General features: G+C 68.6%; 13 protein-coding genes. 3 read left to right on the forward strand and 10 right to left on the reverse strand.

Annotated features, from left to right (window positions below):
• Positions 1–27 precede the first annotated feature (27 nt).
• The 8 genes from pyk to def all read right to left on the reverse strand — a co-directional run bounded on the left by pyk (position 28) and on the right by def (position 6,942).
• A complete protein-coding gene (gene pyk, locus BUE42_RS15395) occupies positions 28–1,458 on the reverse strand; it encodes a pyruvate kinase (RefSeq protein WP_073465989.1) in 1,431 nt (476 codons plus the stop codon).
• Positions 1,459–1,540: 82 nt separating this feature from the next.
• Positions 1,541–2,734: a phosphoglycerate kinase gene (locus BUE42_RS15400; RefSeq protein ID WP_073465990.1), complete on the reverse strand. Its 1,194-nt coding sequence runs from the start codon at positions 2,732–2,734 to the stop codon at positions 1,541–1,543.
• 125 nt (positions 2,735–2,859) lie between these two features.
• Complete coding sequence (locus BUE42_RS15405) at positions 2,860–3,189, reverse strand: AzlD domain-containing protein (RefSeq protein WP_073465991.1); 330 nt, start codon at positions 3,187–3,189, stop codon at positions 2,860–2,862.
• Positions 3,186–3,950, reverse strand: coding sequence for an AzlC family ABC transporter permease (locus tag BUE42_RS15410; protein ID WP_073465992.1), 765 nt, complete (start codon positions 3,948–3,950; stop codon positions 3,186–3,188). Before BUE42_RS15410 ends, BUE42_RS15405 begins: the two co-directional genes overlap by 4 nt.
• A gap of 35 nt (positions 3,951–3,985) precedes the next feature.
• Positions 3,986–4,435 carry a hypothetical protein gene (locus tag BUE42_RS34295; RefSeq protein ID WP_073465993.1) on the reverse strand — a complete coding sequence of 150 codons (450 nt, stop codon included), beginning with the start codon at positions 4,433–4,435 and terminating at the stop codon, positions 3,986–3,988.
• A gap of 115 nt (positions 4,436–4,550) precedes the next feature.
• Complete coding sequence (htpX, locus tag BUE42_RS15420) at positions 4,551–5,396, reverse strand: zinc metalloprotease HtpX (protein ID WP_073465994.1); 846 nt, start codon at positions 5,394–5,396, stop codon at positions 4,551–4,553.
• A gap of 54 nt (positions 5,397–5,450) precedes the next feature.
• On the reverse strand, positions 5,451–6,407 hold the full coding sequence (fmt, locus tag BUE42_RS15425; RefSeq protein WP_073465995.1) for a methionyl-tRNA formyltransferase: 957 nt from the start codon (positions 6,405–6,407) through the stop codon (positions 5,451–5,453).
• 22 nt (positions 6,408–6,429) lie between these two features.
• On the reverse strand, positions 6,430–6,942 hold the full coding sequence (gene def, locus BUE42_RS15430; protein ID WP_073465996.1) for a peptide deformylase: 513 nt from the start codon (positions 6,940–6,942) through the stop codon (positions 6,430–6,432).
• Positions 6,943–7,150: 208 nt separating this feature from the next.
• Between def and BUE42_RS15435 the strand changes: the two genes are divergently transcribed.
• From BUE42_RS15435 to BUE42_RS15445, 3 genes are all read left to right on the forward strand, one after another.
• On the forward strand, positions 7,151–8,320 hold the full coding sequence (locus BUE42_RS15435) for a LysM peptidoglycan-binding domain-containing protein (protein WP_073465997.1): 1,170 nt from the start codon (positions 7,151–7,153) through the stop codon (positions 8,318–8,320).
• 65 nt (positions 8,321–8,385) lie between these two features.
• Positions 8,386–9,543: a DNA-processing protein DprA gene (dprA, locus tag BUE42_RS15440; protein WP_073466069.1), complete on the forward strand. Its 1,158-nt coding sequence runs from the start codon at positions 8,386–8,388 to the stop codon at positions 9,541–9,543.
• 63 nt (positions 9,544–9,606) lie between these two features.
• The gene (locus tag BUE42_RS15445; protein WP_073465998.1) at positions 9,607–10,059 is read left to right on the forward strand and encodes a Smg family protein; all 453 of its coding nucleotides are present in this window, start codon (positions 9,607–9,609) and stop codon (positions 10,057–10,059) included.
• Positions 10,060–10,125: 66 nt separating this feature from the next.
• Here the strand turns inward: BUE42_RS15445 and BUE42_RS15450 are convergent, their stop codons facing one another.
• Together BUE42_RS15450 and secF are read right to left on the reverse strand one after the other, a co-directional pair.
• On the reverse strand, positions 10,126–12,405 hold the full coding sequence (locus tag BUE42_RS15450) for a DUF1631 family protein (protein ID WP_073465999.1): 2,280 nt from the start codon (positions 12,403–12,405) through the stop codon (positions 10,126–10,128).
• A 40-nt stretch (positions 12,406–12,445) separates the two neighbouring features.
• A complete protein-coding gene (secF, locus tag BUE42_RS15455) occupies positions 12,446–13,477 on the reverse strand; it encodes a protein translocase subunit SecF (protein WP_073466000.1) in 1,032 nt (343 codons plus the stop codon).
• Between the last annotated feature and the right edge of the window lie 5 nt (positions 13,478–13,482).

The raw sequence follows: 13,482 nt of genomic DNA on the forward strand, positions 1-13,482 counted from the left end.
GACAAGCTCAGCCCGAACGGAGGTCGTTCAGCCGACGCGGCACACCTTCAGCATGTTGGTGCCGCCCGGGTAGCCCATCGGCTCGCCGCAGGTGATCGCGTAGGTGTCGCCCGGCTTCAGCACGCCCTTCTCGACCAGCAGCAACTCGGCGCGCTTCAGCGCCTCGTCGCGGTCGCTGAAGTTCGGCATCAGCAGCGGGCGCACGTTGCGGTACAGCATCATCTTGCGCTGCGTGACCACCTGCGAGGTCAGCCCGTAGATCGGCACGTGGATCTTGTGGCGGCTCATCCACAGCGACGTGGAGCCGGATTCGGTCAGCGCGAGGATCGCCTTGCAGCCCAGGTGGTACGCGGTGAACAGCGCGCCCATCGCGATCGACTGGTCGATGCGGCCGAACTTCTTGTTCGTGAAGCCGGCGTCCAGCGAGATCTCCTCGGCGCGCTCGGCCTCGATGCAGATGGTGGACATCATCTCGATCGTCTCGACCGGGTACTTGCCGGCAGCCGTCTCGGCGCTCAGCATCACCGCGTCGGTGCCGTCGAGCACCGCGTTGGCCACGTCGCTCACCTCGGCGCGCGTGGGCACCGGGTTGACGATCATCGACTCCATCATCTGCGTCGCGGTGATGACCACGCGGTCCATCTCGCGCGCCATCTTGATCATGCGCTTCTGCAGCGCCGGCACCGCGGCATTGCCGACCTCGACCGCGAGGTCGCCGCGGGCGACCATGATGCCGTCGCTCGCGCGCAGGATGCTCTCGAGCGCGGGGATGGCCTCGGTGCGCTCGATCTTCGCGATCAGCGCCGGCTTGTGGCGCCACGGCTCGCCGGCCACGTTGGCCAGCTGGCGCGCCATCTCCATGTCGGTCGCGTTCTTCGGGAAGCTCACCGCCAGGTACTCGCACTGGAAGCTCATCGCGGTCTTGATGTCCTCCATGTCCTTGGCGGTCAGCGCCGGGGCGGTCAGGCCGCCGCCTGCCTTGTTGATGCCCTTGTTGTTGGACAGCTCGCCACCGATCACCACGGTGGTGTGCACCTGGTCGCCGCGCACCGCGTCGACCGTCAGCTTCAGCAGGCCGTCGTTCAGCAGCAGCGTGTCGCCGGGCTTCACGTCGCGCGGCAGTTCCTTGTAGTCGAGGCTCACCATCTCGTTGGTACCGAGCGCGGTGCTGCTGGCATCGAGCACGAACTTCTGGCCCTGCTCGAGCATCGTCTTGCCGCCTTCGAACTTGCCGACACGGATCTTCGGGCCTTGCAGGTCGGCCATGATGGCCACTTCCTTGCCGGCGGCGCGGGCGACCTCGCGCACCAGGGCGGCGCGGTCGATGTGGTCCTGCGCCTTGCCGTGCGAGAAGTTGAGCCGCACCACGTCGACGCCGGCGCGGATCATCTGAGCCAGCACCTCCGGCGAACTGGAAGCGGGGCCGAGGGTGGCGACGATCTTGGTGGCGCGTGGCATGGTGGGTGTCTCCGGTCTTGTCGTTGTAGGTGCTGCAATCAGGGGTGCCGGCACGGGGTGGGCCGGCGCGCGGCCGGAACGGTCAGCCCTGGGCACGGCGCTGAAGGATCTCGAAAGCCGGAAGCGTTTTGCCTTCCAGCACTTCCAGGAAGGCGCCGCCGCCCGTGGAGATGTAGCCGACATCCTTCTCGATGCCGTACTTCGCGATCGCGGCCAGCGTGTCGCCGCCGCCGGCGATGCTGAACGCATCGGAGTCGGCGATCGCGCGCGCCAGCGTCTCGGTGCCGTGCGCGAACGCATCGAACTCGAACACGCCGACCGGGCCGTTCCAGACGATGGTGCCGGCGGCCTTCAGCTGGGCCGCGAGCTTCGCCGAGGTCTCGGGACCGATGTCGAGGATCAGGTCGTCCGGCTCGACGGCCGAGGCCGCCTTCACGGTGGCCGGCGCATCGGCCGCGAAGGCCTTCGCGGTGACGACGTCGGTCGGGATCGGCACCGCGGCGCCGCGCGCCTTCATCGCCTCGATCACCGCCTTGGCCTCGCCGACCAGGTCGGCCTCGACCAGCGACTTGCCGATCGGCAGCCCGGCGGCCAGCAGGAAGGTGTTGGCGATGCCGCCGCCGACGATCAACTGGTCGACGTTCTTCGCCAGCGATTGCAGGATCGTCAGCTTGGTACTGACCTTGCTGCCGGCGACGATCGCCACCAGCGGCCGCTTCGGATTGGCCAGCGCCTTCGTGATCGCGTCGATCTCGGCGGCCAGCAGCGGGCCGGCGCAGGCGATCTTCGCGAACTGCGCGATGCCGTAGGTCGAGGCCTCGGCGCGGTGCGCGGTGCCGAAGGCGTCGTGCACGAAGATGTCGCACAGCGCGGCCATCTTGCGCGAGAGTTCCTCGCTGTTCTTCTTCTCGCCCTTGTTGACGCGGCAGTTCTCGAGCAGCACCACCTGGCCGGGCGCGACCTGCACACCATCGACCCAGTTCGCGATCACCGGCACCTCGCGGCCGAGCAGCTCGCCCAGGCGCTTCGCGACCGGGGCCAGCGAATCCTCGGGCTTGAACTCGCCCTCGGTCGGGCGGCCCAGGTGCGAGGTGACCATCACGGCGGCGCCGGCCTTCAGGGCCAGTTCGATGCAGGGCACCGAGGCGCGGATGCGGGTGTCTTCGGTGATGCGGCCGGTGGCGTCCAGCGGCACATTGAGGTCGGCGCGGATGAACACGCGCTGGCCTGCAGCTTTGCCTTGGGCTGCAAGGTCTTCAAAACGGAGAACGTTCATGGGCGGCCAAAGTTTAGAGGGGGAATTCTAGGGATGCCGCGGGCGCAAAAGTTACGAAGCGGTTCCGAGATCCATTGGACACCAGCCGGGCATTCCAACGCCAGCGCCAATGGGGTCCGTCAACCCTACCAGCCCAGCAGCAGTTTCAGCGGCACCAGCACGGCCATGCCGACGACGATGGTGCCGAGGATGCCGCGGCGCCAGAAGAAATACGCCGTGGCGGCCGGCACGGCGTACAGGCGGGCGTCCTGCCAGGTGCTGATCAGCTGGCCCTGGCTCATCAGCAGTTCCGGCACGACGACGGCCGCCAGCGCGGCCAGCGGGGCGTAGCGCAGGCCGCGCTGCACCCAGCCCGGCAGGCGCAGCTCGCGCTCGGGGATCAGGAAGAAGCAGCGCGTGACGACGGTGATCACCGTCAGGCCGATGATCGTGATCAGTGATTCGAGTTCGCTCATCCGGTGACTCCATCGCGCGGCTTCGTGCGCATCAGCGACGCGAGCACGCGACGCCCCGCATCGCCGCCGCCGTCGATCATCAGCCCGACGCACACCGCGGCGGCGATCGCGACCACGATGTTGAGCCGGTACGGCAACGCGAAGGCGGCCACCGCGGCCGCGCCGGCCACGACCGCCGCGAAGCTGGTCGCCTTGTCGGACAGCAGCGAGTAGCCCAGCCCCAGCAGCGCCAGCACGCCGGCGAAACCGAGGCCCCAGTGCGTCGGCACCACGTCGGCCAGCACGATGCCGAGCACCGACGGCGCCTGCCAGGCCACCCAGCTCATGAAGCTGCTGCCGAGGAAGTATTCGATCTGGCCCTCGTCGTCGCTCGGCTCCTTGAACTTCTTCATGAAGAGCACGTAGTTCAGGTCGGCCGTCAGGTAGCCGAACAGCATCCGCTGGCCGCGCGGGAAGCGCATGAAGAAGGGCCGCCAGTGGGCGCTGAAGATCACGAAGCGCAGGTTCACGCACAGCGCAGTGGCCCAGATCACCCAGGCCGGCGAGCCGGCGCCCATCAGCGGAATCGCCGCGAGCTGTGCGCTGCCGGCGAACACCGCGAAGGTCATCAGCAGCGACAGCGGGATCGAGAGGCCGGCCTTCACCATCGCGACACCGGTCACCAGGCCCCAGGCGGCGATGCCCAGGCTGACGCCGGACATCTCGCGCGCGCCGGTGGCGAACTGGGGGTGGCGGACGAGGGCGCGCAGCGAGGAACTCATGCGGGCATTGTCACCGCATGCGGGTTATCCCGCTGTCAGGTGTCGCTGTGCTTGGCGGGCTTCGTGCCCGACGCCTTCGCCGGCCGCTTCTCGGGAGCAGGAGCGGCCGCCTCGGCCGGGGCCTCGCCTTCGGGGGCGGCCTTGGCCTCGGCTTTCACGTCGGCGCGCATCTCGGCCTTGGTGTCTGCCTTGCTCTCCGCCTTGGCACCGCCTGCGATCTGCGGCACCACCGGCTCGATCTTGTTCTCGCGCATGTAGTCGTTCATGTCGCGCCAGCCGGCGAACACCGAGGCCTTGTCGGCCTTCTTGTTCAGCGTGTAGCAGTCCTCGATGGCCCGGTTGGCGTGACGGCACGCGCCGCCGATCGCGCGGCCATCGGCCTCGCGCGCCGCGGCCAGCTTCTCGGCCGAATCGACGCCCAGCATGTCGCAGCCGGCGAGGGCGGCGGTGCTGAGCAGGAGCGCGGAGATCAGGTGGCGTGGCATGGCGGGCAGTGGTCGGAGGACGGGTCTGTGGTCGCAGTGTCCGCTGCTTCGCGGCCGGGGCAGGCGTGAAAAAGCCCCTCGAAGAGGGGCCAGTTCGGGGCTTTGGCGATGCGGCTCAGGCGGGCCGCATCGCCATCAGGCGTGCGACGCGTTCTTCGGTCGACGGATGGGTCGAGAACAGCCCCCGCAGCCCGCCGCCGGACAGCGGGTTCATGATCATCATCTGCGCCGTCTCCGGGTGGCGCTCGGCGGCCTCGAGCGGCGTGCCTTGCGCGTAGCGGTGGATCTTCTGCAGCGCGCTCGCCAGCGCCTGCGGGTCGCCGGAGATCTCGGCACCGCCGCGGTCGGCCTCGAACTCGCGGGCCCGGCTGATCGCCATCTGGATCAGGCTCGCCGCCAGCGGCGCGAGCAGCATCACCAGCAGCCCGACGATCGGGTTGTGCGGCCGGCCTTCGCTGTCGCGTCCGCCGAAGAACATCGCGAAGTTCGCGAGCATCGAGATCGCGCCGGCCATCGTCGCGCTGACGGTGCTGATCAGGATGTCGCGGTGGCGCACGTGGGCGAGTTCATGGGCCATCACGCCGCGCAGCTCGCGCTCGCTCAGCACGCGCAGGATGCCGGTGGTGGCCGCCACCGCGGCGTGCTCCGGGTTGCGGCCGGTCGCGAAGGCGTTCGGTGCGTCTTCGTTGATCAGGTAGACGCGCGGCATCGGCAGCTGCGCACGCTGCGCGAGCTCGCGCACCATCCGGTAGAACTGCGGCGCCGAGGTCTCGTCGACCTCCTGCGCGTTGTACATGCGCAGCACCATCTTGTCGGAGAACCAGTAGCTGAAGAAGTTCATGCCGACGGCCACGACCAGCGCGATCATCATGCCGGCGCGGCCGCCGATCATCGCGCCGATGGCCATGAACAGCGCCGTGATGGCAGCCATCAGCACCGCGGTCTTCAACAGGTTGAACATGGGGAAACCCTTTCTCTTGCTACAGGGCCTCAGATGAGGTCCGCTGCCCCAAGTTCAATCGATGTGCCCGAAGGCGCTGCCGGGGGCGACCGGCCGCGACTGCAGCCAGGCCGAGGCCGCCAGCCGCTTGCCGCCGGGGCGCTGCAGCTCGGTCAGCAGCAGCGAGCCGGTGCCGCACGCGACCTCCAGGCCCTCGGCGCCGCTGGCCAGCACGCGGCCGGGCTGGCCGCTGCCGGCACGAACCTCGCCGCGCCAGAGCTTCACGGTCTCGCCGTCCAGCAGGCCGGTGGCGCCGGGGAACGGGTCGAAGGCGCGCAGCCGGCGCTCGAGCTGGTCGGCGGGCAGCGCCCAGTCGACGGCCGCCTCCGCCTTGTCGATCTTGTGCGCATAGCTGACGCCCTCGGCCGGCTGCGGCGTGCGCGGCATGCCGCCGCAGGTGGCCAGCTCGAGCGCCTCGACGATCAGGCGCCCGCCGAGCGGTGCCAGCCGGTCGTGCAGGCTGGCGGTGGTGTCGGCCGGCAGGATCGGCAGCGTCTCGACCAGCAGCATGTCGCCGGTGTCGAGCCCGGCGTCCATCTGCATGATCGTGATGCCGGTCTGGGCGTCGCCGGCCTCGATCGCGCGGTGGATGGGCGCAGCACCGCGCCAGCGCGGCAACAGCGAGGCGTGGATGTTCAGGCAGCCGCGCGCCGGCAGGTCGAGCACCCACTGCGGCAGGATCAGCCCGTAGGCAGCGACGACCATCAGGTCCGGGCGGGCCGCCTGCAGCGCGGCCCGAGCCGCGGCCGCATCGTCGGGGTACTTGCCGTCCAGCCGCAGGCTGCGCGGCTGGGCGACCGCGATGCCGTGGCTTTCGGCGAAGGCCTTCACCGGCGACGGTTGCAGCTTCATGCCGCGGCCGGCCGGGCGGTCGGGCTGCGTCAGCACCAGCGGGATCTCGAATCCGGCGGCATGCAATCGGGCCAGCGCGATCTGCGCGAACTCGGGGGTGCCGGCGAAGACGACGCGCATCGCAGTCATCGGTTCGCGCGGCTCAAGGCCGCTGCTCGTCGCGCGTGCGCTTCAGCATCTTGGTCTTGATGCGGTCGCGCTTCAGCGGGCTCAGGTACTCGACGAACACCTTGCCGAGCAGGTGGTCCATCTCGTGCTGCACGCACACCGCGAGCAGCCCTTCGGCGTCGAACTCGACGCTTTCGCCAGCGCGGTTCAGCGCGCGCACGCTGACGCGCGCGTGGCGGGGCACCTTGTCGTAGACCTGCGGCACCGACAGGCAGCCTTCGTCGCCGGTCAGCATCTCGTCGCTGAGCGCCGTCAGCTCGGGGTTGATCAACACGTGCGGTTCGTCACGGCGTTCCGAGGTGTCGATCACGATCACCCGTTCGTGGACGTCGACCTGCGTCGCCGCGAGGCCGACGCCGTCGGCCTGGTACATGGTCTCCAGCATGTCGTCGACAAGCTGTCGGATGCGTGCGTCCACTTGCGTGACAGCCTTCGCAACGGTGTGCAGGCGGGGATCGGGGTAACGAAGGATCGAGAGCTTGGCCATGTGGGAAACGCGCAACGCCGGACGGCGTGACAGGACGCACGCGAGGTGTGTCCGGAAGTCAATTTCGTTGCGATATCAAGGGTTTAGGGGCAGAATCTGTGAAACTGAATGAAGATTTTCGCTGAGTCGCAGGCGTCGTGCCGCGGCCCGGTTCAGTTAACCGCACAACGCAGCATTGTGCTGCCTGAGCGCCCGGAGACTTACCTTCATGACCCGAAGCCACCGTATCGCCCTGTCGTTCCCCCGGGCTGCCGCCATCACCGTTGCGCTGGGCGTCTGCTTCGGTTCCGCGACCGCGAACGCAGAAGCCGGCAACTTCCCGATCACGCCCAAGCAGCGCAGCACCGCCAAGCAGGTGGCCGAAGCCGGTGTCGCACTGTCCGAGCTGTCGCCCAACGCGCCCGATTCGTACACCGTGAAGACCGGCGACACGCTGTGGGGCATCTCCAGCATGTTCCTCGTCAGCCCGTGGCGCTGGCCCGAGCTGTGGGGCATGAACCTCGACCAGATCCGCAATCCCCACCTGATCTACCCGGGCCAGGTGCTGTTCCTCGACAAGGCCAATGGGCGTGCGCGGCTGCGCGTCGGCAGCGGCGAGCAGGGCGGCGTCGTCAAGCTGTCGCCGCGCGTGCGTGAAGGCGATCTGTCGCGCGACGGCATCCCGGCCATCGCGCTGAACCTGATCGAGCCGTTCCTGAACGAGGCGCTGATCCTCGACGAGAACGAACTCGCAAAGGCGCCGCGCGTCGTCGCGACGCCCGAGGGCCGCGTGCTGCTGGCCCGTGGCGACAAGGCCTACGTGCGCGGCGACCTGGGCGGCGTGCGCAACTTCCGCTTCTTCCGCGAGCCGCAGCCTTTGCGCGACCCGACCACCAATGAAGTGCTGGGCTACGAGGCCTTCTACCTCGGCACCGGCGAGCTGATCCGCCAAGGCGACACCAGCGGCGCCGCGCGGGCCGACGACATCGTCCCCGACACGTTCATGCTGAACAACATCCGCCAGGAAGTGCGTGTCGGCGACAAGCTGTCGCCGGTGCCTCCGCGCGAATTCCAGAACTACGTGCCGCGTGCGCCGCAGTCGCCGATCACCGGGCAGATCGTGTCGGTGTACGGCGAGGCGGTGGCAGCCGGCCAGAACCAGATCGTGTCGCTGAACAAGGGCGCACGCGACGGGCTCGAGAAGGGCAACGTGCTGGCGCTGTGGAAAGACGGCGCACGCACCGTCGACAAGACCGAAGCAGGTTCACCAGCGATCAAGCTGCCGGACGAGCGCCACGGCTTCCTGTTTGTCTTCCGCGTGTTCGACCGCATGTCGTACGCGCTGATCCTGTCGGTGCAGGAACCGGTTCGCCGCGGCGACCGCTTCACGCAGCCCTGAACGCCCTGCGCTGACCGCGACTGCCGCGTTGTTGTTGTCGGGCAGTCGCCGGTCGGATGACCGGCATGGGTGCTTCCCCCGCGTTCCATGGGTCCGCCCCGATCGATGATTGGGCGGCCTGGGTTCGGCTGACCGAAACTCCCGACGTCGGGCGCGAGGCAGCACGCAAGCTGCTGGCGGCGTTCGGCTCGCCCCAGGCGGTGCTGCAGGCGGGATCTGCCGCGCGCCGGCAGGTCGTCGCGCCGGCCATCGCCGATGCGTTGAATGAGGTGCCGGCGGAACTCTCCGATCTGCTGGACACCACGCAGCGCTGGCTTGCCTCGGCCCCGGCCGATGCACCGCGCCGCATCGTCACGCTGGGCGATCCCCACTATCCGGCAGCGTTGCTGCAGACCGCCGACCCGCCGTTGATGTTCTATGCCGAGGGGCGCATCGAACTGCTGGCCGCGCCCTGCGTGGCCATCGTCGGCAGCCGGCAGGCGACGCCCCAGGGGCTGGCGAATGCGAAGGCCTTTGCGCGCGCGTTGGGCGAGGCCGGCATGACGGTCGTGTCCGGACTCGCCCAGGGCATCGACGGCGCGGCGCACGAAGGCGCGCTGCAGGGGCCTTCGAGCACCATCGCGGTGGTCGGCACCGGCCTGGACCAGGTCTTCCCGAAACGCCATGCCGCGCTGGCGCAGCGGATCAGCGTCGAGGGGCTGATGCTCAGCGAATACGCGCTCGGCATGCCGCCGCTGCCGCACAACTTCCCTCAGCGCAATCGCATCATCGCCGGGCTGTCGCGAGGCACGCTGGTCGTCGAGGCGGCGCTGCAATCGGGGTCGCTGATCAGCGCCCGACTGGCCAGCGAGGCGGGGCGCGAGGTGTTCGCGATTCCCGGGTCGATCCATTCGCCGCAGTCGCGCGGTTGCCACGGCCTCATCAAGCAGGGCGCCAAGCTGGTCGAGAGCGCGGCCGACGTGCTGGAGGAGATCCAGTTCCCTCTGCACACGGCCGCCGGCGCGAATGCCGAGGTGGGTGCTCACGCGGACGCTACTTCCGACGATGCCGTCGAAGATGCGGTGCTGGCTGCCCTCGGCTTCGAGCCGGCCAACCTGGATGCGCTGGTGGCGCGCACCGGATGGTCGGCGCAGCAGCTCAACATCCGACTGCTGGAGCTCGAACTGGAGGGCCGCGTCAACCGCCTTCCGGGGCAGCTGTTTCAGAGGGTTTCAGCCGCCTGAGCCACCCCGAACGCAGGGCTTTTTGCCGCTCATCCAGCAGTGACGCTGCGGTATAGTGGGTTCATGTTCGACGTGCTTGTCTACCTGTACGAAAACTACTGGCGGCCGGACGCATGTCCCGACCACGCCCAGTTGACGCGCAAGCTGTCGGCGATGGGCTTCGAGTCGGACGAGATCGAAGAAGCCTTGTCCTGGCTCGACGGTCTGGCCACTGCGGCGCAGTCCCATGCCGGCGAGCAGAGCGCCGACAGCCTGCGCGTGTACTCCCCGGCCGAGCAAGAGCACCTGGGCGAGGCATCGATCGGCTTCGTCAGCTTCCTCGAATCCGCCGGCGTGCTGCCGCCGCCGATGCGCGAGATGGTCATCGACCGTGCCACGGCGATTTCCGGCGGGCCGGTCGACCTCGAAGACCTGAAGATCATCGTGCTGATGGTGTTCTGGAGCCTGGGCGAAGAACCCGATGCGCTGATCCTGGACGAGTTGTTCGTCGACGAAGCGGACCGGCTGATCCACTGAGCACCGGCTTCGCACCAAGCAGAAGGCCACCGCATGCGGTGGCCTTTTTGTTGGGTGGCGGCAGCCTCAGTTCAGCAGCCGGCTCGGATCGACATCGAGCTTCGCCAGTGCGCTGCGGGTGGCCCGCACGGTCAGCGATTCGTCCTGCGCCGGCACCAGCAGCCCGGCCTGCAGGAAGGCGGCCAGTCGGTGCTGCTGGAACAGGATGCCCCGCCCGTGCGGCGACACGAACAACGCCAGCTGGCGCCGCAGCCCCTGCCACGCCAACTGCACCGCTTCGTTGCGGTTGCGGTAGTCGAGCATGTACCAGCCGCCCACCTGGAGTTCGCGTGCCCAGGTCATCATCGCCGGCGTCGGCATCGAACCGCCTTCGCCGACCACCTCGAGTTCGGCGCTCTCATGGCCTGACAGGTCGAGCACCATCGCTTCGTCGATGTCGACGTCCGCGGAGTCGGGCAGCATCTCCTCGAGCGTCTCGAGGCGCACCATCAGTTCCTCGAGCCGCTCCTGCGGGATCGCGGCGGTCTTCGCGGTGAACGCCGCGGCGAGCGAGTTGTTCAGCCGCTGGATGTGTTCGTCCTGGCGCTCCGGCGAGACACCGGCGTGGTCCATGCCTTCGCGCAGCGTCTTCAGCAGCGGCGGCAGGCGGCGGATCACCTCGGCGCGCTCCTCGCGCGAGACCTTCGCGCTCGCCGACCAGATCAGGTCGGCCGCCGCGCGCTTCATCGTCTTGGTTTCCTGGCCCTGCGCGCCGCTCTTCACGGCCGTCATCGCCATCACGTCGGCCCAGACCTGGAACAGGAAGTCGCGCACGCCTTCCTGCACCGGCACCTCGTTGAGCATCTTGCGCAGCTCGATCGTGTACTGGATCGCGAGCGTCTCTCGCTGCTCGACCTGCTGCGCCAGCGAGACGCCCTTGCGGGTCGCTTCGTTCTCGTTCTGGAAATAGTTCTCGAGGAACTTCTCGAACTCGGTCAGCACCGTCTGGAACACGCGGCGCCCGGTGTCCGGGTAGGCCTCGACGACCTGCACGACGCGCTTGATCTCGCGCTCGAGCGCATCGCCGACGGCGCGGCTGGTGGAGTCGAAGCCCATCACGCAGGCACCCATGCGGTCGATCAGCCGGCGCGCCGGGTGGTCGACGGTCGCGAAGAAGTCGGGCTCGCTGACGGCGACGCGCAGCACCGGCATCTGCAGCCGGGCGAACCAGACGCGCACGACGGCCGGGATGCGCTCCTCGGTCAGGATGCTCTGGAACAGCAGCGCGACGATCTCGATCGTCGCGCGCTCGACTGGCGTCGACGCGGCCTTCTTCAGCGCCTGCTTGCGCTGGTGCAGCTCTTCGAGCAGGGCCGGCGTGCTGACCTGGCCCGGCCCGGTGCGCGGGGAATCTTGCGAACCCAGCCGCCGCTGGATGCCTTGCTGGGCATCCGAGATCGCGGCCTTCAGCTCGGGCGAGGTCGAATTCATCGGCGCCGTGCGGCTGAAATCGGGCAGCTGCCGACCGATCAGCCGGTTCAGGCGCCCGAGCACGGCTTCGGCATGGTCCGACCCGCGGGCAAAGCCGCCGGCCCGGGTCATCATGCGGGTTTCTTCGCCGACCCCGGTGCGGCCGAAGCCGGTGGCCGGCTGCGCGGCGGTGGCCGATGCGCCACCCGAGCCGCCTCCCGCAGCGCTCTGGGAATTGCGCGTGCGGCGGATGAACGGGCGCAGGTCGATGTCGGGCAGCACGCCCTTCTGCACGAGCCAGCGGTTGGTCTCGTGGTACGCCTCTTCGGCGAAATGGGCGAACTCTTCGTGGATCACGCCTTGCAGCGTGCGCCACAGGTCATGGTTGAGCGAGGCACCGCGCCATGCGGCGGTGACGATGCGCGCGAGCACATGGGGCCGCAGCACGTCGTTGGTGTCGAGCTCGTCGCGGCGCTCCATCGCCGACATGCGCGAGCGCAGGTCGGTGAACTCCCACGACGACTTGTCCATCATCGCCAGCGCCAGCCGGGAACTCAGGATCTCGACCTCGATGGTGTCGTCGTCGACCAGCGTCATGCTGGCGGCGCGCCCCGGCGGCGGCAGGTCGCCCGGGCGGGATGCCGACACCATGCCGCTGCCGAGCGACGCACGCAGTGCCGTCGTCATGCCGCTGACCCACAGCGGCGCAGCACGGCGCAGGTCGGCCGCGGCGTCGCGGCGCTTGTACTGGATGCCGTGCTCGGCCGTCTGGGCGGCAAGCAAGCGGGCACCTTCTTCGACGGCCTGGACGATGCCCGGCACGCCGTACAGCAGCCGCTCGACGTAGGAGCGGCGCGCCTGGGCGGCCAGGGCCAACGAATCGGCGGCGGTCGCCATGAAGGTGTCGGATAGCGCTCGAGTGGGGGAAGCCCTTACTCTACACCACCGCTCCGGCGTTCGGGTCGTCCGGATCGGTCTCTTTGGCGGTCGCTTTCATCAGGTCTTCACGCTTCACGCCCAGCCACATCGCGATGGCAGCGGCGACGAAAACCGACGAGTAGATGCCGAACAGGATGCCGATCGTCAGCGCCACGGCGAAGTAATGCAGCGTCTGGCCACCGAAGATCAGCATCGACAGCACCATCATCTGCGTGCTGCCGTGCGTGATGATGGTGCGGCTCATCGTGCTGGTGATCGCGTGGTCGATGACCTCGTGCGTCGACATCTTGCGGTACCTGCGGAAGGCTTCGCGGATCCGGTCGAAGATCACGACCGATTCGTTGACCGAGTAGCCCAGCACCGCGAGCACGGCGGCCAGCACCGACAGGCTGAACTCCCACTGGAAGAACGCGAAGAAGCCCAGGATGATGATCACGTCGTGCAGGTTGGCGACGATCGCGGCGACCGAGAACTTCCACTCGAAGCGGAAGGCGAGGTACAGCATGATCCCGGCGATCACGAAGACCAGCGCCTTGGCGCCGTCTTCAGCCAGCTCGCGGCCGACCTGCGGGCCGACGAACTCGTTGCGGCGCAGCGTCACCGGCTCGGCGTCGCCGGCGGTGCAGACCGGCCGTGAGACGGCCTCGCCCTTGTCGCTGACGAACTGCTTGGTCGAGACCGTGCCCTTCTCGGCTGTGCACAGCGCGCCGAACACCCGCTCGACGACCACGTCCTGCTTGACGTCGGGCCGCACCGGCAGGCGGATCAGCACATCGCGCGCGCTGCCGAAGTTCTGAACCTGGGCCTCACCCAGCTGCAGCGTCTCGACGATGCCGCGCACCCGGTTGATGTCGGCCGACTGCGAATATGCCGTCTCGATCAGCGTGCCGCCGGTGAACTCGACCGACAGGTGCAGGCCGCGGGTCACGAGGAAGAACACCGCGGCCAGGAAGGTCAGCAGCGACACGATGTTGAACACCAGCGCGTGCCGCATGAACGGGATGTCGCGCTTGATCCGGAAGAATTCCATGGAGA

Source organism: Rhizobacter sp. OV335 (genome assembly GCF_900142965.1).
Taxonomy (GTDB): domain Bacteria; phylum Pseudomonadota; class Gammaproteobacteria; order Burkholderiales; family Burkholderiaceae_C; genus Rhizobacter.